Source organism: Candidatus Brocadiia bacterium (assembly GCA_041658285.1).
Classification (GTDB): domain Bacteria; phylum Planctomycetota; class MHYJ01; order JACQXL01; family JACQXL01; genus JBBAAP01.
The window spans coordinates 23,287-48,601 of record JBBAAP010000007.1 but is presented as its reverse complement, the minus strand read 5'-3'; the positions used below and the strand labels follow the sequence as shown (position 1 = coordinate 48,601).

Annotated in this window: 21 protein-coding genes and 2 tRNA genes; 19 read left to right on the top strand and 4 right to left on the bottom strand. The window is 49.5% G+C overall.

The annotated features are described in order from the left end of the window. Nucleotides 1–21: 21 nt before the first annotated feature. The 5 genes from WC980_07520 (at nucleotide 22) to WC980_07500 (ending at nucleotide 4,566) form a co-directional block, all read left to right on the top strand. Complete coding sequence (locus WC980_07520; protein ID MFA5794897.1) at nucleotides 22–1,077, top strand: L-threonylcarbamoyladenylate synthase; 1,056 nt, start codon at nucleotides 22–24, stop codon at nucleotides 1,075–1,077. Then, a complete protein-coding gene (rpiB, locus tag WC980_07515; protein MFA5794896.1) occupies nucleotides 1,074–1,532 on the top strand; it encodes a ribose 5-phosphate isomerase B in 459 nt (152 codons plus the stop codon). Before WC980_07520 ends, rpiB begins: the two co-directional genes overlap by 4 nt. Nucleotides 1,533–1,571: 39 nt before the next feature. Then, nucleotides 1,572–1,647: transfer RNA gene (locus tag WC980_07510), tRNA-Gly, on the top strand. Nucleotides 1,648–1,655: 8 nt separating this feature from the next. Next, nucleotides 1,656–3,278 (top strand): DNA polymerase III subunit gamma/tau, encoded by a 1,623-nt coding sequence (gene dnaX, locus WC980_07505; protein ID MFA5794895.1) that lies wholly within the window; start codon nucleotides 1,656–1,658, stop codon nucleotides 3,276–3,278. Nucleotides 3,279–3,324: 46 nt separating this feature from the next. After that, the gene (locus tag WC980_07500; protein MFA5794894.1) at nucleotides 3,325–4,566 is read left to right on the top strand and encodes a HEAT repeat domain-containing protein; all 1,242 of its coding nucleotides are present in this window, start codon (nucleotides 3,325–3,327) and stop codon (nucleotides 4,564–4,566) included. 92 nt (nucleotides 4,567–4,658) lie between these two features. Here the strand turns inward: WC980_07500 and WC980_07495 are convergent. After that, nucleotides 4,659–4,730: transfer RNA gene (locus WC980_07495), tRNA-Arg, on the bottom strand. Between the two features lie 77 nt (nucleotides 4,731–4,807). On the opposite strand from WC980_07495, the gene WC980_07490 reads away from it, so the two are divergent. From WC980_07490 to WC980_07440, 11 genes are all read left to right on the top strand, one after another. After that, a complete protein-coding gene (locus tag WC980_07490; protein MFA5794893.1) occupies nucleotides 4,808–7,132 on the top strand; it encodes a hypothetical protein in 2,325 nt (774 codons plus the stop codon). A gap of 5 nt (nucleotides 7,133–7,137) precedes the next feature. After that, entirely contained in the window at nucleotides 7,138–8,445 is a 1,308-nt protein-coding gene (locus WC980_07485) for a UDP-glucose/GDP-mannose dehydrogenase family protein (GenBank protein MFA5794892.1), read from the top strand. A gap of 15 nt (nucleotides 8,446–8,460) precedes the next feature. Then, on the top strand, nucleotides 8,461–8,946 hold the full coding sequence (coaD, locus tag WC980_07480; protein ID MFA5794891.1) for a pantetheine-phosphate adenylyltransferase: 486 nt from the start codon (nucleotides 8,461–8,463) through the stop codon (nucleotides 8,944–8,946). 20 nt (nucleotides 8,947–8,966) lie between these two features. Further along, nucleotides 8,967–9,539 (top strand): GTP cyclohydrolase I FolE, encoded by a 573-nt coding sequence (folE, locus tag WC980_07475; GenBank protein MFA5794890.1) that lies wholly within the window; start codon nucleotides 8,967–8,969, stop codon nucleotides 9,537–9,539. A 137-nt stretch (nucleotides 9,540–9,676) separates the two neighbouring features. Next, nucleotides 9,677–9,931, top strand: a complete 255-nt coding sequence (locus WC980_07470; protein ID MFA5794889.1) for an acyl carrier protein — start codon at nucleotides 9,677–9,679, stop codon at nucleotides 9,929–9,931. 53 nt (nucleotides 9,932–9,984) lie between these two features. Next, a complete protein-coding gene (gene fabF / locus WC980_07465) occupies nucleotides 9,985–11,229 on the top strand; it encodes a beta-ketoacyl-ACP synthase II (protein MFA5794888.1) in 1,245 nt (414 codons plus the stop codon). Nucleotides 11,230–11,376: 147 nt separating this feature from the next. Continuing rightward, nucleotides 11,377–12,552: an acyl-CoA dehydrogenase family protein gene (locus WC980_07460; GenBank protein MFA5794887.1), complete on the top strand. Its 1,176-nt coding sequence runs from the start codon at nucleotides 11,377–11,379 to the stop codon at nucleotides 12,550–12,552. 53 nt (nucleotides 12,553–12,605) lie between these two features. Beyond that, nucleotides 12,606–13,508 (top strand): bifunctional DNA-formamidopyrimidine glycosylase/DNA-(apurinic or apyrimidinic site) lyase, encoded by a 903-nt coding sequence (mutM, locus tag WC980_07455; protein MFA5794886.1) that lies wholly within the window; start codon nucleotides 12,606–12,608, stop codon nucleotides 13,506–13,508. 125 nt (nucleotides 13,509–13,633) lie between these two features. Continuing rightward, a complete protein-coding gene (locus WC980_07450) occupies nucleotides 13,634–16,639 on the top strand; it encodes a hypothetical protein (GenBank protein ID MFA5794885.1) in 3,006 nt (1,001 codons plus the stop codon). 60 nt (nucleotides 16,640–16,699) lie between these two features. Beyond that, a complete protein-coding gene (locus WC980_07445; protein MFA5794884.1) occupies nucleotides 16,700–17,146 on the top strand; it encodes an ACT domain-containing protein in 447 nt (148 codons plus the stop codon). 190 nt (nucleotides 17,147–17,336) lie between these two features. Continuing rightward, the gene (locus WC980_07440; GenBank protein MFA5794883.1) at nucleotides 17,337–18,098 is read left to right on the top strand and encodes a L,D-transpeptidase family protein; all 762 of its coding nucleotides are present in this window, start codon (nucleotides 17,337–17,339) and stop codon (nucleotides 18,096–18,098) included. Nucleotides 18,099–19,178: 1,080 nt separating this feature from the next. On the opposite strand, the gene WC980_07435 is transcribed toward WC980_07440, so the two are convergent. The 3 genes from WC980_07435 to WC980_07425 form a co-directional block, all read right to left on the bottom strand. After that, nucleotides 19,179–20,036, bottom strand: a complete 858-nt coding sequence (locus WC980_07435) for a ParB/RepB/Spo0J family partition protein (protein ID MFA5794882.1) — start codon at nucleotides 20,034–20,036, stop codon at nucleotides 19,179–19,181. 51 nt (nucleotides 20,037–20,087) lie between these two features. Beyond that, on the bottom strand, nucleotides 20,088–20,969 hold the full coding sequence (gene mauJ / locus WC980_07430; GenBank protein MFA5794881.1) for a methylamine utilization protein MauJ: 882 nt from the start codon (nucleotides 20,967–20,969) through the stop codon (nucleotides 20,088–20,090). Between the two features lie 107 nt (nucleotides 20,970–21,076). Continuing rightward, a complete protein-coding gene (locus tag WC980_07425) occupies nucleotides 21,077–22,030 on the bottom strand; it encodes an ROK family protein (protein ID MFA5794880.1) in 954 nt (317 codons plus the stop codon). 128 nt (nucleotides 22,031–22,158) lie between these two features. Between WC980_07425 and WC980_07420 the strand changes: the two genes are divergently transcribed. The 3 genes from WC980_07420 (at nucleotide 22,159) to WC980_07410 (ending at nucleotide 25,308) form a co-directional block, all read left to right on the top strand. After that, entirely contained in the window at nucleotides 22,159–23,322 is a 1,164-nt protein-coding gene (locus tag WC980_07420) for a glycoside hydrolase family 99-like domain-containing protein (GenBank protein ID MFA5794879.1), read from the top strand. Nucleotides 23,323–23,402: 80 nt separating this feature from the next. Beyond that, nucleotides 23,403–24,449, top strand: a complete 1,047-nt coding sequence (locus WC980_07415) for a MoxR family ATPase (GenBank protein ID MFA5794878.1) — start codon at nucleotides 23,403–23,405, stop codon at nucleotides 24,447–24,449. Further along, nucleotides 24,418–25,308, top strand: coding sequence for a DUF58 domain-containing protein (locus WC980_07410; GenBank protein MFA5794877.1), 891 nt, complete (start codon nucleotides 24,418–24,420; stop codon nucleotides 25,306–25,308). Before WC980_07415 ends, WC980_07410 begins: the two co-directional genes overlap by 32 nt. Nucleotides 25,309–25,315 lie beyond the last annotated feature (7 nt).

The following is a 25,315-nucleotide window of genomic DNA, read 5'->3' as shown; positions in this document are numbered from 1 at the left end:
TAATTATTGCGGATTAATACTTTGCCAGCAAAAATAATTAAAATCAACAGCACCGACTACAAGCCTGAGCTTCTGGAGGAGCCGGCGCGCATCATAGCCGATGGCGGAATAGTCGCATTTCCTACGGAGACAGTTTACGGCTTGGCTGTTAATGTGGATAATCCTGATGCGGTAAGGCGTCTGCGCCAGCTCAAAAACAGTCCGGCAGATCGGCCGTTCACTTATCATCTGGCTGATGTTGATGATATTTATCGGATGACATCCTCAATAGGGCGATTGGCAAAGCGTATAATAAGAAATTACATGCCCGGTCCGGTGACTATAGTTTTGCCCGACGGAAAGGATAATTGGATGGGGTTCAGGGTGCCCGATAACAAAGTGGCTCGTGATTTGATAAGACTGTCAGGCGTTAAAGTTATTGCCACCAGCGCTAATACGGCTAGTGAAACAGCGCCCAGCTCGGTTGATAAAATATCCGGTGTGATTAGAAACGCGATAGATTATATAGTTGATGGGGGAACAGCTAAATTAGGCGTTTCTTCGAGTGTAATTAAGATAGGCTCGGATAACAAGTGTGAGATTCTACGAGAAGGGTCTATAAAAGCTGATGATATACGTAAGCTTGATTATAAATTGATTCTGTTTGTATGCACCGGTAATACCTGCCGCAGCCCGATGGCGGCTGGTTTGTTCCGCAAGATGCTGGCCCAGAAGATTGGGTCTCCGGTAACACAGCTTGAGGCTCGTGGATACAAGGTAGGTTCGGCCGGTACTTCGGCAGTGTATAACAGTCCGGCTTCGGGGCTGGCTGTCAAAGTTATGAATGAGATGGGCGTGGATATAAAATCCCATCTTTCTCAGCCGGTTACCTTAACTTTGGTTGAGGAGGCAGATAAGGTTTATGTTATGACCAAGGGGCATTTGGAAACTTTACGCGAATGGATGCCGGCTGCGGACAATATCAGCCTTCTTGATATTTCGGGAGAGGATATTGCCGACCCGATTGGTCAGGATATAAGTGTTTACAGAAGCTGCGCTTTTAGGATTAAGCAGGCAATTGAAAGGTTGCAATTATGAAAATAGCCATTGCTTCAGATCATGCCGGTTTTAAGGTTAAAGAGGTTGTGAAATCATTGGTGAAGAAGTTCAGTCATAGCTGTCAGGATTTCGGGACCAACAGTGAGGATTCGGTGGATTATCCTGATTATGCCTTTAAGGTTGCCGAAGCTGTAGCGTCAGGCGCCTATGAGCGCGGAATCCTTGTTTGCGGCAGCGGACTGGGGATGGCGATTGCCGCCAATAAGGTTAAGGGTATCAGGGCGGTAACGGTCCATAATGAATTGACGGCGGAGATGTCTCGGCGTCACAATGACGCGAATGTATTATGCTTGGGCGCAAGGATTTTGCAGCCGAGTGATATAGAGGGAATTGTCAAGGTGTGGTTAGCCACGCCTTTTGAGAAAGAACGGCATACGCGGCGGTTGGATAAGATTAGTCAGTACGAAAAGGGGTGCTCGAGTAAAAATACTTGACATTCTCTTAACGGGTGCTATAAATTCATCGCAGTTCAAGCGGGCGTAACTCAGTTGGTAGAGTACAACGTTGCCAACGTTGTTGTCGCCGGTCCGAACCCGGTCGCCCGCTCCATTTTATTTATGTCCTACATAGTCATTGCCCGTCGATATCGTCCCAAATCGTTTGATGATGTGGTAGGCCAGGAATACATCGGGACGACATTAAAGAACGCCATACTTGAGAATAAGGTTTCTCACGCCTATATTTTTTCCGGTCCGCGCGGGGTGGGCAAGACATCTATGGCGCGGATATTTGCCAAGGCTCTTAATTGTGGTAAAAAACCGACGGTAAGCCCATGCAATGAATGCGAGCAGTGTAAGAGGATAAGCGAAGGAACGGATACCGATGTCATAGAGATGGATGCGGCCTCTAATCGCAAGATAGACGACATACGGAATATTATTTCGAATGTGGCTTATACTCCATTAAGAAGTAGATTTAAGGTTTATATCATAGACGAAGCGCACCAGGTGACTTCGGATGCTTTTAATGCCTTATTAAAAACCCTGGAGGAGCCGCCGCCTCACGTTAAATTTATATTTGCAACGACTGAGATCAGCAAGCTTCCGGACACGATAATTTCCAGGTGCCAGAGGTTTAACTTCAGGCGCATTCCGACAAACTTGATATATCAGCAAATCAGCGAAATAACCAAGAAAGAGAAATTCAATATTGAAGATTCCGTAATGAAGACGGTGGCGCGTTTGGCTCACGGCTCCATGCGCGATGCCCAGAGCATACTGGACCAGCTGATATCGTATGCCGGGTCTAAAGTCTCCATTAAAGATTTGGAGAATTTGAGCGGAGCAATTGATTCGGCTGTAATATTTAAGCTTGTTGATGCCATATACCATCGGCAGATGGAGAATATAATTGACATAACCGATAAGGTTATCGCCGAGGGTAAAGATATAAATACGTTCATTGAGCAGTTGATAGAGCATTTTTGGTACCTGATTCTGATGGCGACCAACCCTAAGGAGAAGGCCGAAATCATTGAAGATAAAGGCGCCTATCAAAAGCAGGCTGGGTATTTTAGCGTGGATACTTTGCTGGAATATATTAAAATCCTGAGTGAAGCTAAAAAGAACATAAAAGAGACGAGTGCAATACGTTTATGGGTGGAAGTAACACTTTTGAGATTAGCGCAGCTCGCACCTGGGCATTCTGAGCCGATGCCTGTTGCTAAAGTGAACGCCGAGAAATCAGCGCCTCGGGAGCCGGAAGAGAGAAAGCCGATGGCTATTAAGGATGAGGCTAATTTTGAAAAACCGGGTAATTCCGGATGTAACATGGAATTGCTTTCTGACCAGGATAAGCAGTCATTATGGGCGCAGATACTGGCTGAGGTTAAATCAGTCAGCCCGACCAAGGTTTTCCCGTTTCTTAAGGAAGGACAGTTAACGGAAATGAACCAGCACGAAGTAGTGATTGGTTTTTTGAAGTTGCATAACTTTCATCGTTCTAAGCTTGAGGAGATGGCAAATAAAAAGATAGTGGAAGGTTGTTTGGAGAAGGTGACTGGCGCAAGATTGCCGCTTTCTTTTACTCAGTTGAGCGAGAGCGGTGATTCCGGCATGCCTGGTTATTCGGAAGATGATGTATCAAGAACCGCTGTTAAAGCGTCGAATGAGGCGCTTCAGGATGAGACAGTGCAAAATATAATAAGGACTTTTGAAGCAAGAGTAGTTAAGACGGAATAACAATAAGGTTAAATTCATTTCTGCTATTAATACAAAGGAGGTTCTTATGGGTAAATTCCCGATATTCATCATATTGTTTTTAATCGGATTGACCGTATTTGGGGCTGCTTCACAGGATTTTACAGAGTATTTGAATAAAGGCATAGATGGTTTAATAAGCCAATTAGGCGATGAGCAGTGGGAAATACGTGAGAAAGCCAGTGAAGAGTTGTCGAGACTCGGGATGCTGGCCCGGCCCGGGTTGGAGAAGGCCCTGTCGAATGGAGATGCCGAAATACGGGAGCGGGCCGCTCAGCTTATTGCACTTAATAAATGGCGTGAACCTTTTACTAAGCGGATGGATAAATTTATCGGACAGTTGAAGAACAAGAATTTCAGCGATAAAGCGCTTGTTAATGATATGGTGTATTTCTTAAGCCGTGATGAATCGTCGCCTATTCTGATAGATATCCTTAAGGATAATTCCCAGCCTCCTGATGTGCGCTACTCAGTGGCAACAGCTCTGAGGAATGTAGCCAATGTGAACTTTAAGTCCATTAATAACGATATTATACAGCTATATGGCAAAGATAAAGACGAGAATATGAGGGCTGCCTTAATATGGCTGATGAGTAAAGGTGGCAAAGACGAGAAGGTTATGCCGGTGTTATTATCCGCTTTGAATGAGCCGAGCCATCAGATAAAGCAGGCCGCTTTATATACTCTGGCGGAAATAGGTGACAATACGATTCTGCCGGAAATCCTTAAAATGCTAAAGGGGGCGGATAGTAATATAAAAAGCACGGTGCTTTATGCGCTTAATAGATTCAGGGATGAATCAGTGACAAAGGAGTTAGTCCGGGTTATGAAGGAGGATTCTTCAATAAATATAAGAACTCAGGCTATGGGTATGCTGGCTAATTATGCCGACCCTAAATTAATCCCGGAGTTTTTAGCCATCCTCAAGAATGATAAGGATCCGTATGTTCAGCAAACGGTTCTTGGATCCTTGGGGAGGTATCGTAATGAGAAAACAATAGCTCCAGTTTTAATAAATATGTATAAAACGGCGCACACAGCCGTTCAGCCCAATATACTAGCTGCCATCCAATCAGTTGGGGATAAGGATTCGATACCATTGCTGATTGAGATTCTTTCGCAGGAAACAGACTACAATTCTTTTCATGCTATATTGAATACTGTGCAAGCTCTTGCTGCGAACCAAAAATTTACGCCGGTGACCATTCCTCAAAACGTAAAAGATGATGTTATTACTAAGGCCAAGGAATGGTGGGATAAGAACAAATAAGGATTAATTTGAGGTGAATTAAGCCGAATATTCCGTATTTAAAACTGGTTGAGGCGTTAACTATCCTGTTTTTATCAGATCTGGATTTAGAATATGCCCAGAGGGAATCGAACCCTCATATACGGCTTCGGAGGCCGTCACTCTATCCGTTGAGATATGGGCATGGATTTAATTTTACTTATTATTGGTTATTGTCAAGTTTTATTTGACGCATACGGGATTTTTCATTATAAATGATAAAATGTTAAATAGATTGATGCCGCTAATACTCTGTTTGGTCCTTATCGGGAGCGTGAGTAATGCTCAGGAGGGGACCGCCCAGAATAATGCCAAAACAGAGCCTTCCGCATACATACATTACGGCCATTTGGAACGCTGGAAGGAAGACAATCTTCAGATTACCGCATTTACCGAAAATGTAGAGCTCTACCATGCCGGCAAGGTTATTAAGGCTGATACTTTGATTGCTTGGAATAAGGCCGATGCTCCCGGTCAAACAAATGGGAATGCGGACGGGACTGTTTTTAATGAGGTCTATGCTGAGGGTAATATCAAAGTTATCAGTGAAGATGATACCTTGCTAGCCGACCGGTTTTATTATAATTTTGCAAATGATACGGGCGTGAGTATTAACGTGGAAATAAGAACCTCGTCACGTCTGGAGGGCGAGAAAAGCGAACCGGTTATTATCCGTGCGAAGATGGTATATCAGTCTGATAAGAAAACGTCAACGGCTCATCAGGCAACGATTACCACATGCACTCACGGGGTACCGCATTATTATTTTTGGGCCAGCACCATTAAATTTACTAACGATGAGAAAGGGAAAATTATAAGCTTTACCAATATTATACCGCATTTTTGGGGCATACCGTTTTTCTATTTCCCGTATTATAGCAAAACCCTTGGGCAAGACAGTTTGCTCAGGTCTGTTCATTACGAGCGGACTTATCGGTTTGGGGCCACGGTGCAAAGCAACTGGGGTATTAATCTTGATAAGTTTAAGCGTGATGAAAACGGTGAAATATTAAAAGATGGCGATGGACGATATAAAACCAAACGGTGGGGTGATCTTTCGCTGGAACATGCTTATTTCCAGAGGCGGGGAAATGGCTTTGAGCCGGGATTGAAATATAAATGGTTGAATTATAACGGTTATATCAAAGGGTATTATATCGACGATAAAGGCCCGGTCCCGACCAGTTATGACAGGGGCCTCTATGGACTATTCGGGGAACCTTTACCGACCGAGCAAACATCACGATATCGTATTCATGCTTTTCACCGGCAGCAGTTGAGTGATAAAATCAGGGCGGATGCGGAGGTTTATTCTTTGAGCGATAGGTTATTCCAGATAGAGTTTTTCGAGCGCGAGACCAAAGAGGAGAAAGCTCCGGAGTCTTATGTATATTTACGCCGTTTGGATGATAATAGCGGGCAAACACTACTGGGGCGAAAGCGCTTGAATGAATTCCAGAGCCAGACAGAATATCTTCCGGCTTTGAATTACTACTTGATAAATCAGCCCTTGAAATATGTCCCGGTTTACGGTACATTAAATGCCGAAGTGAGTAAGCTTAACCTGAAATATGATGAAAAGACAGGTCTGGCTTCGGAATCGCTTTCCCGCTTTGATTTGATGGGCGAGCTCTCAAGCCCACAGCAAATTTCATTTATTAAGGTAACGCCATTTGTATCGACACGCCTTACCGGATACGATAAAGGGATTCAGCAGGATAATTATCTTGACCGTTTTATCTCTTCCGGGGGGGTAAGATTATTCTCGCAATTTAATCGTGTCTTTGACACCAAGAATAAATATCTTGGCATTAATAATGTTATGCATACAGTCTCGCTGGAGGCGCGATATAACAATAACTACCAAGTTACCAGGTTGCCTTCTGAATTGATAAATACCGATCAAATTGACCAGTTGACCGAATTTAGTGAATGGTATTTTGAAGTAAGAAACCGTTTTAAGACCAGAAGTTCGCAGGCTCCTCCTGATGATACTAATTATAATGAATTTCTTAATATCGGTCTTGCCATAGAGCGATATCCGGTTTCCAACCGGGATACGATATCGTTTAACAGTTCGAATTATTTGTATCCAATGAGTTGGATAACCCTGGCGCCGGATAAAAATGGCAGTTTTGAGGAACGGCGGACATCGAATCTTGATATGGATGTTCTTTTTACGCCTAATCTGCCATTTTCTTTCTTCGGTAAGACAGAATATAATACCGAGAAACACAAACCGGAGGTTAACACGGCGGGAATAAGCTTCGTGCCTTATACCGGTTGGAATATAGCTATAACCGAGCGATATATCATCGATAGTTCAAATGCTTTGAGTTTGGGCTTGTCGTGTACGCCAGTGGAAAAATGGCAGGTGTCAATTGCTGAACAATATGATTTTAAGCAGGATACATTTACTAACAGAAATTATTCATTACAACGGGATTTGCATGAATTCTTCCTTAATTTTTCAATAACGGTTGATAAGGGCAAGGACGAGACCTTTTTTGCGGTTACGCTTACTCCTAAGGGCGTTTTTAAGAGGTAGTTTCAGTGAAAATTAATATTGGCATAATTGGTTGCGGATACGTCGGCCTGGTAACCGCTGCGTGTTTCGCCGAGCGCGGTTATAAGGTTTTAGGCGTAGACAGTGATGCCGGAAAAATAAAAACACTCCTGTCAGGTCATCTTCCGATTTATGAACCGGGTTTGGCCGAATTGGTTAAGAGGAACCAGTCTCGGAAAAGGCTGGTATTCTCGACGGATATAGGCCAAGCGGTTCGCTTTGCTGATGTAATCTTTATCGCCGTGGGGACGCCTTTGGGTGACAATGGCGGGGCAGACCTTTCTCAGGTAAAAAGAGTCGCCCGTGAAGTAGCCAAGAATCTTAGCTCCAGATACAAGATAATTGCCGAGAAAAGCACCGTTCCGGTTGGGACGGCCGAACAGCTAAAAACGACCATAAGGAAATACGCACCGGCCAGGGCCGAGTTCGACGTTATTTCTAATCCGGAGTTCCTCCAAGAGGGCCGGGCCATAAAAACCACTCTGTATCCTGATCGCATTGTCGTCGGGCTGGAAACCAAGCGGGCCGAAGGCGTCATGCGTAAATTATACGCATCCTTTAAAGCGCCGATATTGATTACCGACCTCGAAAGCGCCGAGTTGATAAAGCACGCGGCAAATTCATTTCTGGCCATGAAGATATCTTATATCAACGCGATTGCCCAGATTTGCGAGAAAAGCGGGGCTGATGTCCGGAAAGTGGCGTATGGTATTGGTCTTGATAAACGTATCGGCCGTGAGTTCCTTCGGGCCGGTATCGGGTACGGCGGTTTTTGCCTGCCCAAGGATGTCAGCGCCTTTGTCCATATCGCCGAGAAATTAGGCTGCAAGTTCGATTTGCTTAAGGCCGTTCAAAGCATTAATCGCGACCAGCGCCAACACTTCATCAGAAAAATAGAAAAAGCCTGCGGTTCGGTTAAACATAAAAAGATAGCTGTTCTGGGGTTATCGTTCAAGCCGGATACCGATGATATCAGGGAGTCTCCGGCGTTTGATATTATCAGGGGCTTAATCCGGAAGGGCGCCATAGTCGCGGCCTACGACCCCAAGGCCATTAATAATATGAAAAAAATCCTGCCAGCGGGTAAGGTTCATTATGTCGGTAATTCCTACCAAGCCGCTAGCGGTGCGGATTGCCTGGCCATTATTACGGAATGGGATGAATTCAAGAATCTGGACCTCAAGCGGATAAAGCGCATAATGAAAACTCCTTTGGTGGTTGATGGCCGTAATATGTTTGACCCCCAAATGATGGAGAAGCAGGGATTTAACTATCTTGGCATTGGATTTAAATAGAAGAGGAGCATTTTAATGAGCAAAGCTGTATATGCCGGTTCATTCGACCCGGTTACCAAGGGGCATCTGGATGTCATAGAGCGCGGCTCGCGGATGTTCGACGAATTGATTGTGGCCGTGGCCGATAATCAGGCAAAGCCTCTGCTCTTCAAAAAGAGTGAACGAGTAAACCTGATTAGGAAATGCATAAGCAAATATCCCAATGTTAAGGTTGACAGTTTTAACGGCCTGCTCATAGATTATGTCAGAATGCAGAAAACCAATATCATACTGCGTGGCATCCGGACCATATCCGATTTTGAGGCCGAGTTTCAGATGGCGCTTACCAACCGGGCCATTGCTCCGGACATCGAAACTATCTTTGTCATGACCTGTGAAAAATATTCATTCATAAGCTCGCGGTTGATGAAGGAGGCCGTTTCCCTGGGCGCTAATGTGGGTATGTTCCTTCCCCGAGAAGTAGAGCAGGCGTTGATAAAGAAACTTAAGCGGCATAAATAATGAAGGAGATACGGGCTTTTATGATAAATAAAGCTAAAATAGTCAAGGCCATAAGATTGTTCTTGGAAGGCATCGGCGAATCGCCTGATAGGGCAGGGCTGAAGGAAACGCCCCAGCGCATCGCGGAGATGTGCGAGGAAATCTATTCGGGCATCGGGGTCAATCCGGCCCGCGTCATAAAAACGTTAATCAGCCAGGAGCATGACGAGATTGTTTTGGTCAAGGATATTCCTTTTTACTCGATATGCGAACACCATTTACTTCCTTTCATCGGCAAAGCGCACGTGGCTTATCTGCCGGCCAGCGGGCGAATAAGCGGCATAAGTAAACTGGCCCGGGTGGTCGATATCATTTCCAAGCAGCCGCAGGTCCAGGAACGCCTGACCGTGACCATCGCCGAAACGATTATGAAGGCGCTTAAACCAAGGGGCGTTATGGTCATTATCGAGGCCGAGCATCTGTGCATGACCATGCGCGGGGTAAGGAAACCAGGTTCGGCTATCACCACTTCGGTTGTCCGCGGGGTATTCCGCAAGAATCCTTCAACCCGGGCTGAGGCAATGGCTTTGATTTATAACCATAGCCGAAGGTAAAATAATAAAGAATACCGGGGTTTAATCCGATAAAGATTGATTAATGTTGAGCTATTCTTATTGGCGAAACTGTTATTTTTTCTTGACATTTATAAGTTAATCCCATATACAGGTTACAATTAAGAAAGGAGTTGTTTATGACTAAACAGGAAATACAGGACAAAATGACAGAGATAGTTTGCAAGCAATTAGGAGTCGCCCGCGAAAAGGTTCTTCCGGAAACCTCATTTGTCAATGACCTCGGGGCGGATTCGCTTGATACCGTGGAATTGGTTATGGAGATGGAAGAGTCTTTTGGTATGTCGATTCCGGACGATGAAGCAGAAAAGATACAGACCGTCGGCGACGCTATTAATTACGTGGAAAAAGCTTTGGCTGCCGCGAAAAAATAGCTCATATCTGGTAGTTTCCCCCTGATTTTGTATCGGGGGGGTGATTTTATACTATGGAAAGAAAAAGAGTCGTTATTACCGGGTTAGGCAGTGTTTGTTCCCTGGGCAAGAACCCGGAGGAACTTTGGGCCAACCTTTTAGCCGGCAAAAGCGGTGTCTCTAAAATAGAGAACTTTGATGTTACAAAATACGAAATAAACATTGCCGGTGAGGTTAAAGGTTTCAGCACAGACTCATACATCGAGCCGCAAGCCGCTAAGAGGCTGGACCGCTACGCCCAGTTCTCGGTGGTCTGCGCCATCCAGGCGGTCAGAGATTCCGGACTGGACTTAGCCAAGGAAAATCTTCACCGCATCGGCGCCATCATCGGCTCCGGTATCGGCGGTTTCAGCGAGTTTGAAGAACAGCATTCCCGGCTCCTAAATAAAGGGCCGGACCGGGTCTCTCCGTTCACCATACCGAAACTGATGATGAACGCCGCGCCCGGACAGATCGCCATACATTATAAGCTTAAAGGCCCCAACTTCGGTGTGGCCTCAGCCTGCGCATCGGCCAACCACGCTATGGGCATGGCTCTGCGGACTATTCAGCATGGCGAAGCCGATATCATTGTGACCGGCGGCGCTGAGGCGGCCATTACGCCGCTGGGCATATCCGGATTCACTTCGCTAAAGGCGCTTTCAAAACGTATTAACGAACCCGAAAAAGCCAGCCGCCCGTTTGACAAGAACCGCGACGGTTTCGTCATGGGCGAAGGCAGCGGTATAGTTATTATGGAAGAACTGTCCCATGCCATTGCGCGCGGGGCTAAGATATATTGCGAAGTGCTCGGATTCGGCATGAATGACGACGGCTATCATATCACCGCACCCGACCCGAACGGTGAAGGCATGGCTATGACTATGAGACTGGCTTTGGCTGACGCCAATCTTAAACCGGAAGATGTTTCATACATTAATGCCCACGGCACATCCACGCTTTATAACGATATGACCGAGACCAAGGCCATAAACAAACTGTTTGGTGAACATGCCAAAAAGCTGGCTGTTTCATCGACCAAATCCATGGTTGGGCACCTGCTGGGCGCGTCGGGCGGGGTGGAGATGATTGCGGCTGTCTTGTCAGTCCGGGATGATATTGTTCATCCGACCATAAATTACGAGACTCCGGACCCGGAGTGTAATCTGGATTATGTGCCCAACAAGTCGCGCAAGATGACGGTCGAAAATGTAATCTCCAATTCGTTCGGATTCGGCGGCCATAACGCGACCATCGCCGTTGGTAAATACCATACTTAGGCTGTTAGAACGTAGTGAGTTACAGCCTAGTATAGTTGGCAGTAATTCTGGCAACCACGCTTTGCGTGCGCCATCAAACTGCCAGACTACAAATAGCAAATTACATATTGCGAATTTCATATTAGCATATTACATTGAAAGGATTATATGTTTACAACCGATTATAACATGACCGATGAACAGAAGGAACTGCGCAAACTGGCCAAGGAAATAGCCGACGAGAAGATTCGTCCGGTGGCCGCCAAATACGACGAAGCCAACGAGTTCCCCTGGGAGATAGCCAAAATCCTGGGCGATGCCGGCCTTTTCGGCGTCTTTATCGACGAGAAATACGGCGGTATCGCCACCACCAGCGGTGTGCTCGACCTGTGCATCGTTACCGAAGAGCTCAGCCGGGCCTGCGGCGGCATCTCGCTCTGCCTGGCCGCCACGGCTCTGGGCACCTTTCCGATAATCCTTTACGGCAACGAGGCCCAGAAGAAGAAATACCTGCCGCAAATAGCCTCGGGCAAGCGGCTGGCCGCGTTCGGACTGACCGAAGCCAACGCCGGCAGTGACGCCAGCGGCATCCAGACCACGGCCACCAAGGATGGAGATTATTACATTATCAACGGCACCAAGCAGTGGATTACCAACGCCGGCGAGGCCGAGATATATTCGGTCGTGACTATGAGCGACAAATCACGCGGCGCGCGCGGCGCCACGGCTTTCATCATTGAAAAGGATACGCCCGGTTTCAGCTTCGGCAAGAAGGAAAACAAGATGGGCATCCGCGCCTCGGCCACACGTGAGCTGGTATTCGAGAACTGCCGCGTCCATAAGGACCAGATTCTGGGCAAAGAAGGGCTGGGTTTCTTCGTGGCTATGAAGACCTTTGACGCATCGCGTCCCGGCGTCGCCTCGCAGGCGTTGGGCATCGCCCAGGGCGCCCTGGACCTGGCTGTAAACTACGCCCGGACCCGGAGGCAGTTCGGCAAATCCATCGCTTCGTTCCAGGGTCTGCAGTTCATGCTGGCCGATATGGCTACCCAGGTGGCCGCGGCTAGGTACCTGACCTACGAAGCCGCCCGGGCCGCCGACAACAAACACCCCAACGTCGGCGCCATCTCGGCTATGGCCAAGCTCTACGCCTCGGATACGGCTATGAAGGTCACTACCGACGCGGTCCAGATATTCGGCGGATACGGCTATATGAAAGAGTACCCGATTGAAAAGATGATGCGCGACGCCAAGATTACCCAGATTTACGAAGGCACCAACCAGATACAGCGCGAGGTCATCGCTCTGGAACTAATCAAGGAAGCGGCCAAGACTGCCAAGTAGGATTCCAAATTGCAGATTACAGATTCCAAATTGTGTAATTTGGAATATGGAATTTGAAATTAAAAGTTATGCCCGAACTACCCGAAGTCGAAACCGTCGCGTCCGGGCTGGCCAAGCATATCGTTGGGCTCAAAATAACCGATGTCCGGGTCAACCTGCCCAAGCTTATCAACCTTAAACCGGCGCTATTCCGGAAGTCTCTTTTAGGCCGTCGGATAACCGCCGTCCGGCGCCGGGCCAAGGTCATCATCATTGAATTATCACGTAGTAAGCGGATTGAGCGGATTAAACGGAATAATTTAAATCAGATAAATCGGCTTGATCAGCTTACTGAATACTTAGTCATCCACCTCAAGATGTCCGGGCAATTGATGTATCTGCGTCCGGCTGATTCGGTCCAGAAACATACCCATATAATAATTACATTAAGCAATGGCCGGCATCTGCGTTTCCGCGACCAGCGCCAGTTCGGCTACGTCCGGTTCTACGACCGGGCCGGGTTCGAATCATTCCTGGCCGAACACAGCTTCGGGCCCGAGCCGTTGGACGGTTTCAGCCTGTCCGACTTCAGGGAATTGCTCAAATCACGGCCGCACAGCAAAATAAAGCCCTTGTTGCTGGACCAGACCTTCATCGCCGGCATCGGCAACCTCTACGCCGACGAGATACTCTTCTACGCCCGGGTGCATCCCTTAAAGCCGGCCGGCCGGCTCAAGCCCGTTGAAGTCAAGGATATGTATGTTGGTATGCAGAAGATACTCCGTAAGGCCATCAAGGAGCGGGGCAGTTCGGTGGAGCTCTATGTCGACGCCGACGGCCGGCCCGGCAACTATGTCAGGTATATAAAGGCCTACGACCGCGAAGGCAAGCCCTGCCTCAAATGCGGCCGTAAAATAATCCGCATTAAGATAGGCTCACGCAGCGCCTATTTTTGCCCAAAGTGCCAGCCTCGTTAGAGGCGTATGATTTAGCCATAGGCGAAATATTTATGATTGTTTAGTGTTTGATTGCACAATTAGTATATAAAAAGATACGGCCACCTTTGGTGACCTGCCTCTAACGGGGCCAGAAGGGATAAGCGATGATAAGAATATTAAATTCAATGTTTGTATTGTTATTTATCCTGATATGTCTCCAGCCGGCGAACAGCGAAGACAAGAAGCCGGAAATCCCGATACTGGCCAAGATGGTCGGTTTCATAGACCCGCCTTGCCAGCCGCGGGATTGCTGTGTCCGCGGGAATTACTGCTACGTGGCCGGCGGTTTGGGCGGTATCGTCGTCCTGGATGTAAGCGACCCGGTCAAGCCCAAACAGGTGGCCCAGCAGGCGGTTGACGGGTTTGTCTGGAAGATAAAGATATACGGCCGGTTCGCCTTCGTGGCGGCGCACGACGGCGGGTTCCTGGTCTACGAAATGCCCGCGCCGACGGCTTTCATCCAGCGGGGCAAACTGGATACACCCGGAAGGGTGTTTGACTTTGCGCTTCAGGGTAATATTGCCTTCCTGGCTGACGGCGATAACGGGCTGGTGATTATCGACGTGTCGAATCCGGATGCGCCGGTCCAACTGGCCCAGCGCCCCTGCGCTGATAAGGCATACGATATCGCGCTGAACGGCAAATACGCCTACCTGGCCTGCGGGTCGGACGGCCTGCATATCTATGATATCAACAATCCGTCCGAGCCGAAACTCATCACCAAGTATAAAAGCGACCGGGCCGCGCTTGACGTGTCGGCATCCGGTAATTACGTATTCCTGAGCGACCCTTCCGCCGGACTGCTGGCAATTGATGTCACCGACCCGCTCAAACCCAAAGAAACCAGCCGGATAACTATGGATATGCTCATCAATCCCTGGGTGGACGGCGAGATCCGGGGTAATTACCTTTTCGGCGCCTGTCTCTACGGCGGACTGGAGATAGTTGATATCTCCGAGCCGGCCAAGCTTAAATTGGCCGGGCGCTCAAATACCACTGGTCCGGTGGGCAGCGACTATGCCCGGTCTTTCGGCGTTGAGTTGCACGGCAATTATGCCTATATGTCCACCTACTATGCGCCGCGCAAATACCGCGGACTGCAGGTCCTGGAGCTGGATAAACAACTGTGCCAAGTGACTGTCGTTCAGGAGCCGGAACTGCCATTTACGCCCCGGTCACAGGCCGGCGGTGCCGGGTCGGATGCGCAGAATATCCTGAAAGCCGGCCTGATACCCGATGTGATTATAAACCAGGCCATTTCCGCCGCCGGCGCCAGCCGGGCGAACCTGTCTATGAGCGTGGAAAAACAGTTCAGGGGCGCCAAGTATCGCCTGCCGGATATCGAGCGGACCTTCAATAATCCGTTCGGGATGGAAAAATACGCTCGTGATATGTGCCTCGGTTATGACGGTTGCGGCAATTCGCTGGGGATGACGCTCCTGACTGCATTCCACCAGCAAGGTATGTGGTATAAAAAATTCTCCCAACCTGATTTCTCATCAGCCGCCAAATTATCACTGGAGAATAAATTCCAGCGGCTCTACGAACTTGATAACAAGAAACTGCCTGAAGATGCCGGACTCCGGATTAAGGAACAACTGGCTGGCCTGCCCGATGAGGTCAAACAGGGCATCGGGATTTTGCTGGATGCCACGGCTCAGGCCGCCCGGCTCCGCCGTGAGGCGTTTGCCAAGCTTACTCCGGCTGATTGGCAGGTTCTTAATAAAGTCAAAGACGATTTATGGTCAAGACAGCCGGTTTACACCGACCTGCTTCTGGACAAGGTAGATTTCCCCAAGCTTCTTGAAGCTGCCGTGAGCGTCGCATCCGGCGTTGACTCGGCCCGGCCGTTGCTGGTGGCCGGTGTCGCTAAAATGAACGGACAGGCGCTGGAGTTCGAACTGGATACGCCGTCCGGGCTGGTGGCCATCGGCGGGATGACCGGCAACGCGTACCTCAAAGAGGCCGTGTTGATTATAGACCTGGGCGGCAACGATGTCTATGCTTCCGGCGCGGGCAGTTCGGCCCGGGTGGCATCGGGCATCTCGCTGGTGATGGACCTATCCGGCGACGATTTATATATCAGCCGCGAAAAGTACGCCCAGGGCGCCGGTGTCTTCGGCGTCGGCATGCTGGTCGACTGCGCCGGCGACGACCGCTATAACGACGAGAAGTCGCGGGTGTCTTTCGTCCAGGGCTCGGCGCTGGCCGGCATAGGTTTGCTTTGGGACGACGGCGGCAACGACTCGTTCTATGCCGACTCCAACAGCCAGGGCGCGGCCCATATCGGCGTCGGTATGCTGGTCAAGAACGGCGGCAGCGATTATTACTACGCGCTGGACTCGAGTCAGGGTTTCGGCAGCAGCCTGGGGTTGGGCATATTGCTGGACAAGTCCGGCAATGACCGCTATGTCGGCGGCGACCTTTACCCGGACGATATCCGGGGCAAGATGGATTACTCCAACTTCTGCCAGGGCGCCGGGCATGGCAACCGCACTGCCGTGCACCGCAGTAAGGAAATCGGCATCGGCATGGCCGGTGGCATCGGCGTGCTGATGGACTTCGCCGGCAACGATTCATACAGCGCCGGCGGCTTTGCCCAGGGCACGGCTTACTGGGACGCGCTGGGACTGCTCATAGACGTGTCCGGCGACGACAGCTACCGGGCCACCGAATACGCCCAGGGCGGGTGCGTTCACGTGGCCGCGGCCGGCCAGTTCGATTTCGCCGGCAATGATGCCTACCGCAATACGGCTTCCCTTACCCTGGGCACCGGCAAGGATTATTCCATCGGCGTCCATATCGATACCAGCGGCGATGATTCTTACGACGCCCTGGAAGATTCCATGGGTATGATAATGGGCGGTGGGGTCGGGCTGTTCATCGACGGTGCCGGTAATGATACCTATAATATGTATAGCCATTATCCCGGCCGCGGCGACATTAATGCCTACGGCGGTGCGGAAGAGAATAGTAAATGCGCCGTCGGCATATTCCTTGACCTGGCCGGGGATGATACCTATAAGACGAATAAACCGGCGCCCGGCCTGGCGGTCGGTGACGGCAATACCTGGTCGCTGGGAAAAATGGCTGTTGCTGTTGACAAGTAGGAATTGATTTTATACAAGTTGTATTATTGATTGATGAATTGATGAAAGGAGAGAATGCAGATGAGAATTACGAAACAGTTTGCGATAATGTCGATTAACAAGCCCGGGGTCCTGGCCAATATCGCCAAGTCGCTGGCCGAGAAAAAGGTCAATATCATCGCCATGATTATTTCCGATGCGGTGGAGCTGGGCGTGCTCCGGATAGTGGTGGACAAGGTCGACGTTGCCCGCCCGGTCCTGACCCGGTTATTCTCCGATGTTACCGAGACCGATGTGCTGCTGGTCGATATGCCCAACCGGCCGGGGACGCTGGCCGACGTGGCCGAAAAACTCGGACAGGCGCACATTAACATCAATTACGCCTACGCCACCACCGGCGCTATGGGCGGTCAGACCACGGTAATACTTAAGGTCCAGTATCCGGAAAAGGCTATTGAGGTCCTCAAGGAGATTACCCGCAAGACCGAAGGCCGTCCGCTGGTCCGCCAGGGGTATTCCAAGCGCTAAGCCGGCGGGCATTCGTTAGGACGCAGATAAGCGCAGAGGCTTCGCCTCCGCAGATTGATATTATTATAAGGAATCCAGGAGAACAGGAATTATATTTAGTTGATAACAGCCTAACTATAATCCTGGGTTCCTGGTCTCATTATAAATCTTATCAGATTATGGGAACATCACATCTTGCCGATAAAACATTATGCTTCGATATAGAAAATACCTGATTATCATCATTGCGCTTTTAGTGCTCCTGCCTCTGGTGCGGATGGGATATAGATACAAGCGTTCTGCCTTGAGTAAGACCAGCCTGCCGGAATCCGGGCGGAGACAGGTCAGCGATGGCATTGCTCAGGTCGGTGATTCAGCCCGGGCGCGGCTGCGTCCGCACTTTGATAAGGCCCGAGTCCCTTACGCTCCGGGCAGGGTAAGCTTTCTGGCATTCAAGCAGGAAAAGACACTTGAGCTCTGGGCCGAAAAAGGCTTGCCCGAACGCCCCGATGTGACATCAGGACGGGCGGGACCGCGCTGGATTTATATCCGGACCTATCCTGTCTTGGCCGCCAGTGGCAAAGCCGGGCCGAAACTACGCGAGGGCGACCGGCAGGTACCCGAAGGCATCTACCGGGTGCTTGGGTTAAACCCCAACAGCGCTTACCACCTTTCCATCAAGATAAACTATCCCAATAACTTCGACCAGCAGAAGGCCGCTCAGGATAGGCGCACTGATTTAGGCGGTGATATTTTTGTGCATGGTAAAAACGTATCCATCGGATGCCTGGCTATGGGTGACGAGGCCATAGAGGAGTTATTTACCTTGCTCAACGATGTCGGTGTTAACCAGGTCAGGGTCATCATCGCGCCAAACGATATGCGCAAGATGCCGGCCAGCCTGGACCTGAATATCCCCTGGCTCCCGGAACTCTACGGCATCCTCAGCCAGGAGCTGAAGGATTATCGCTGAATAATAAAGTAATGAAAATAGCAGTCCTAATACCAGTATTGATTTACTTCGTTTTGCCGTTAGTCGGATTTTTAATCTATTTAAAAATATACAAGCGGATGCTGAGGGATAAGATACCGAAGCCACCAGTCATATCTTTATTCATTCTGTTCATACATTACGGAGGATATTTGCAAGTAATTCTGACATCCTTATTTTTGCGCTGGTCTGGTATGGCATCATTAGGGGCTTTTTATTTGCTCCTTTTATCTCCCATCGTTACCGGTATTATGACTATTAACCTTTATTTAAAGCGGGACCTTTCAAGATTCCATAAGGTAATCTATTTTACAAGCTTAGGATATCTGATTTTAATAAGTATAACTTTTGTTACTGTGGTTGTTATGACACTGCTAAAGCGGATTTAAAGTAATACTAACGTTCGCCACAACCGCCTAAATCCTCAATATAACTTCATGCCAGAGGCAGATCCCTGCCCGCTAATTGGCAGGCGCGGCGCCTTTGGCGCGACACTTCCCGCCGTCAAATTGTCGGACGTCAGACATTTGGTGCTATAGCGCTATTTTGGAGGGGGTAATTGTCGGACGTCCGACATTTACCCTTATTTTAAGCTGATAGTGTATGGATAGATAGGTGAATCCCATATCCATTAGGGGTGAAGGTCATATCCATTAGAGGGGTAGGCTATATCCATTAGGGGTGAAGGCTATATCCGTTAGGGGTGAAGGCTATATCCGTTAGGGGTGAAGGTCATATCCATTAGAGGGGTAGGCTATATCCGTTAGGGGTGAAGGCTATATCCGTTAGGGGTGAAGGCTATATCCATTAGAGGGGTAGGCTATATCCGTTAGGGGTGAAGGTCATATCCATTAGAGGGGTAGGCTATATCCATTGGGGGTGAAGGCTATATCCATTAGGGGAGGAGGCTATATCCATTAGGGGTGAAGGCTATATCCGTTAGGGGTGAAGGCTATATCCATTAGGGGAGGAGGCTATATCCATTAGGGGAGGAGGCTATATCCATTAGAGGTGGGGGCTATCTATATGCTATATACCCTCCACCTCCCCCTGGCTACCCGTTTACCCTAATATCTTAAGGATACGCTGGAGTTCATCCTCGCTGGAATAGCTTATGAAAATAGAGCCGAAGATTAATTTATCGCCCATTTTGCCGGAAGTGATGCGCACATCAGATTTGTTGCACAGTTTTTGCCTGATTCGTTCCGCATACTCGCGAAGGGTTGAGTCATTGCCGCAATGGAATTCCTTATATTGCGGTTGCCGGCTGAAGGTGCCGCCCATGCCGACGCCTCTGGGGTGGATCAACGAATCAACGATGATTCTCAGGTTTCTGACCGAGAGGTCCTCGTTCTTGACTCTCTGCCATATTTTCAGGCGCCGTTCGGGGTCGGGAATGGCCAAAAGCGCCATGGCGTGTCCGACCCGGATTGTCTGACGTCCGACATCATCCTGTATCTCCTTTGGCAAGGATAATAGCCGGATTAAATCGGTGACCGTGGTCCGGCCGACGCCGACCCGCTCGGCTACCTCTTGATGAGTCAGGTTAAATGTATCGGCCAACTGCTTGTAGCCCTTGGCCCGCTCGATGGGGTTGAGGTCTTTGCGGTGGGTATTTTCGATGATGGCCCATTCCAGCATCTGGCGGTCGTCGGCCTCCTTGACCACGGCCGGGATGGTGTCCATCTTGAGCGCCTGGCAGGACCGGAATCGCCGCTCGCCCATAATGATTTCGCAACAATCAGGGTTTTTAGGGTCTCGTCTGACGATGATGGGCTCCAGCACGCCGGCCGTCTTGATGGAGTCCATCAGCTCCTGCAGTCCGGCCTGGTCAAATGTCTTGCGCGGCTGGAACCGGTTCGGGATGATGGTCGACAGCTTTATCTCCTGGACCTGCTTATTTTCTGACTTTTTATCCATATAATTTTAGCCACAGAGGCACAAAGGGACACAAAGCTTTAATTGTAATAGTTAATATCTGATTTTTTGAGGGCGATCTTTATACGCTAGAGGACAAGAACATTTTTTCGTGTCATCTTCATCCATATAAACTGGGAATCCCTTTCCATTTTTTCGCACTAAATACATATTTTTGGTGAGATTTAATTCGCTTTTAATGTAAAATCTAGCAAATTCCTCGATTACATAGGTGCTCATTTTAATTCTAAGGTTATCATCTGGGTTATCAAGTTGTATTGTAGTCAGCCCAGGTTTACGTTTTACAATATGGGCAATTACATTACGACAGTCATCAAGAAAATAATTACCAAGTTTTTTATTATTTAATGGTAATTTTGATATCTCATCAGTGGATAATCTTATCCCATTCCTATTTTTCCTATAAGTTTTATTTATCCATCCAACGGCGTCTTTCTTCCCTATTTCCAATACTTGCCAATAAAATAAGAAGGATAAAAACTGATTATTAGAACTAGAAGCTTCTCTAAAAAGTATAAGGGCATTTCTTTGCTCATTAGTTTCAATTTTTGGGATTTTGGATATGTTATATCCTTGTATATTTCCCCCAAAAGGTACTTCGGGGAAACTAAAGCACCTGCACTTTGCTTTTTTTAGTGTGCAATTACCATAAACTCCAAATCCACCTATGTTTTCTAATTTTGTTCTTGACCCATTTTCCCAACTTAGGGCACTTAAGAATTCTGATGCGGTTATATATGCTTTATCCTGAAGTTTTTTATTATTGCCCCCAGATATTATTGTTAAAAGAACATCTTGCCATTTTCTTGTATTATTTTGGATTAATTTATATCGAATTCCTTTGTATTCAAAGTAATATACATTTCTGCAAAGTCGAGAAGTGTTATCAAAACCGATATGCATTAAATAAGACATATTTTAATATCAAGATAAAATACTTGATTTATTTCTTTTGTCAATTCGTGTTCTTCGGGAATACTCGGGATAAATAATTTGTGTCTCTTCTTTGAGTTAATTTGCGTTCATTCGTGACTAAACACCAGCGCCGCGGCGCCGATCAAGCCGGCGTCGCCGCCCAGCTTGGCACGGACGATGCGGGGGCATTTGGACTTCGAGGGCATGGTCCGGCCCCGGACGTTCAGCCGGATTTGGTTCATCAGTATATCGCCGGCCTCGGACATCTTGCCTCCGATGATTACTAACTCAGGGTCGAGCACGTTAATGAGCCCGGCAATGGCCACGCCCAGATACCAGCCGGTCTCCTTGACCACTTCGAGTTCGAGTTTGCGCCCGCGCCTAGCCAAATCGAATATCTTTTTGGCCGTGATTTTATTTGATTTCCTCCTGTCCTTACAGGAGGCTTTGCTCTCTCCTGTCTCGTGCATCCTGTCTCTCATCCGCCTGACCACTCCGGTAGCCGATGCCACGGTTTCCAAACAGCCGTAATTGCCGCAACCGCACCTGACCTTGTGCCAGGGCGGTATTGGGACGGGCACGTGCCCGACCTCACCGGCGTAACAGAAACTGCCTCGGTATATTTTACCGTCGATGATGATGCCTCCGCCGACTCCGGTACCAAGAGTCAGGAGTATCAGGTTCTTAACGCCCCGGCCAGCTCCGCAGTATTGTTCGCCCAGGGCGGCTACGTTGGCGTCGTTCTCGATATGGACCGGCAGTCCTAATCCTGATAGTGCCTTCTTTATGGGCAGTCTGGCCCAGCCGGGTATGTTCGGGGTAGGGGCCAGGGGCATGCCTTTGTTCGGGTCTATCTGCCCGGGCATACAGGCTCCGATGCCGAGAATAGCCCGATTCCTTATGGTATCTTTGGCCAGCCTGACCACGCGCCGGAGCAGGGCCGGGCCGCCTTGGCTGGCCTGGGCCGGAATGGTTTTCCGGAGAAGGATTCGGCCTAGTTCGTTCACCAGCCCGACCGAGATGTTGGTGCCGCCGATGTTTATGCCCAGTGCGATACGCATAATTATTTCAAATTGCAGATTACAGATTAATATGGAATTTGTAATATAAAATATGAAATTATATTATTTATGCATAAAGTAAAGATTTAGTAGACATAAAGTAATCAGAATGTAAAATACCGATAATTATGAGGCTGCATCGTTATTTTATCGGCCTGCTTGTTGCGGTGTGGGTGGTCTTGGCCGCATCCTGCGGAGAGGATACCAAGTCCAAGAACGCTCAATCCCAAAAACCGCTGTTGCTGGGGGCTTATTATAACCCCTGGTTCGGTGCTGATACCAAGCAGTGGTCGGGGAGCCTCAGGAAGAAACTGACCATCCAGCAGACGCCGACCCTGGGCGAGTATAACTGCCGCGATATTGCCGTCATCAAGAAGCATTTGGAATGGGCCGACCAGGCTGGCATCGACTTCTTCGCCATGAACTGGTACGGACCCAATACCTGGACCGATGGGACCGTCAAGGATAACTGGGCGCCGTACCTGGTAAAGACCAATAGCCAGTTTAAGTTCTGCATCGCTTACCAGACCCTTTTCATACTGGACAGTGTGGGCGGGGCCATCCCGATGACACGCGAGGCGTCCAAGCTGATGCTGGACCAGTTCACCTACCTGGCTGCGGAGTATTTCAACCATCCCAACTACCTCAAGATAAACGGCCGGCCGGTGGTGTTCGTCAAGCAGAGCCGGCTGTTGATGGGCGACTACGAAAAGGCGCTGGCCCGGGTCAAGACCATCATCAAGCACCAGAAGGATTTTGATATCTTCCTGGTGGGCGACGAGGTCTGGTGGAAGGGCATCACGACACAGCGTGTGAAATCTTTCGACGCCATAACGGCTTCGAGCATGCCGGGCTCGCTGCAATACGACGGCATGCCGCTCCTGAACGGGTATTTTACCGACCTTGAGAAGCAGTTTGAATTATACAAAGCCGAGGCGGCTAAGGGCAACGTCCGATTTATCCCGTCCGCGATGCCCGGCTACAACGACCGGGGTATCCAGATAGATGTGTCGCACGCGATACTGGCCCGCGAGGCGACCATGGACAAGGAGAACGAAGGCACCACTTACCGGCTCTATTTAAGGCTGGCCAGGAAATACCTCGACCCGGCGCTGAATATGATGATGATAACCTCGTTCAACGAATGGGCCGAGGACACCCAGATAGAGCCGTGCGCCAGCAGTTTCCTGACCCCGTCCAAACATCCGGTCGAGCTGACCGGCGGCCATAATTATCACGGATATAACGATATTTATTTGAAGATAACAAAAGAGGAGAAGGAAGCGAAATAGCATTGCAAATTCCAGATTGCATATTGCAAATTAATCTGAAATTTGAGATTTGAAATCTGTAATTCCTGAAAGGAAACTATATGAATCAGAACAGTGACATGGAATCAATCAAGAAGTTGCGCGACGCCTATGACAAGATGCGTACGGAAATCGCGAAGGCCATCATCGGGCAGGAGAAGGTGCTGGAGGAATTGCTCACCTGCGTTTTCTCCAAAGGCCATTGCCTGATTATCGGCGTGCCCGGGCTGGCCAAGACGCTGATGGTCCGGACCCTGGCCCAGGCGCTGTCGCTCTCCTTCAACCGCATCCAGTTCACACCGGACCTGATGCCGTCCGATATCACCGGCACCGATGTCATTCAGGACGACCGGGCAACAGGCCAGCGCTGTCTGCAGTTCATCAAGGGGCCGGTCTTCGCCAACGTCATCCTGGCCGACGAAATCAACCGCACGCCGCCCAAGACCCAGGCGGCATTACTCGAGGCCATGCAGGAATTGCAGGTCACGGCCGGCGGGCGCAAGTACGTGCTGGACCAGCCGTTCTTCGTGCTGGCCACCCAAAACCCCATCGAGCAGGAGGGCACTTATCCGCTGCCCGAAGCCCAGCTGGACCGTTTTATGTTTAACATCGTCATCGAATATCCAAAGGAGAGCGAGGAGCTGGAGATAATGAAGCTGAACGCCTCGGCCTTCGACGTCAAGCTCAATAAGGTGCTCAGCGCCCAGGAAATAATCAGCCTGCAGGAGATAGTCCAGCGCGTGCCGGTGGCCGAGTACGTGATGCAATACGCCATGAACCTGGTGCGCCAGACCCGGGTGCACGCCCAGGAGCCGGTGCCGGAGTTCATCAGGCAGTGGGTGGCCTGGGGCGCCGGTCCGCGCGCCTCGCAGTACCTCATCACCACCGCCCGGGCCAGGGCCGTGCTCCAGGGCAGGTATTACGCCACCACCGAGGATATCAAGGCCGTGGCTTACCCGGTCCTGCGCCACCGCATCATCCGTAACTTTACCGCCGAGGCCGAAGGCATCACCACCGATAAGATTATTGCCAAACTTATAGAAATCACGCCGGCCACCGAGGACGAATTAAGCAAGAATGGAAAATTACCGAAAGTACTTGGATCCTAAGGTCCTGAATAAAATCAGCGGCTTGTCGCTTAAGGCGCGCCTGGTGGTCGAAGGGTATCTCAGCGGGTTGCATAAGAGCCCTTACCACGGCGTCAGCATCGAGTTCCGCTCGCACCGCGAATATGTCCCGGGCGACGACCTGCGCCACCTGGACTGGAAGGTCTTCGGCCGCTCGGACCGGCTTTACGTCAAGCAATACGAACAGGAAACCAACCTCTTCGCCTACATCCTGCTGGACATCTCCGAATCGATGTCGTATGCCTCCGGCCTGATAAGCAAGCTGGAATACGCCAAGTACCTGGCCGCGGCGCTGTCATACCTGATGATACAACAGCAGGACGGAGTCGGCCTGGTGCTCTTTGACCAGAAGGTGGCCAAGTCGATACCGTCCCGGAGCAGTCCGGCGCACCTGAACCTGATTCTTAAGGAACTGGATGAAGCTAAAGCAGTGCGGCGGACGGACTTCAAGGCGCTTTCGACGGATATGACCGAGCGGCTGGAGAAGAAGGGGCTGATAATAGTCATTTCCGACCTGTTCGATAATCCCGATAACCTTATCAAAGGGCTCCAGAAAATCCGGCACAAGGGGCAGGAGATAATCGTATTCAACATACTCGATGACTACGAGATAGATTTCCCGTTCACCAAGATGACCCGCTTCGACGGGCTGGAGGGCTATCCGCAGCTGACCACCGACCCGCGGGCGTTGCGGGCGGAATACCTCAAGGTCATGGATGATTTTACGACCAAAATCAGGCATACCTGCCAGCAGGAGCGGATAGATTACGTCAGGATAGCCACGAACCAGACGCTCGACGTGGCCCTGAGTATTTATTTGGCCAAAAGGGCGCAGATGTAGAATGATT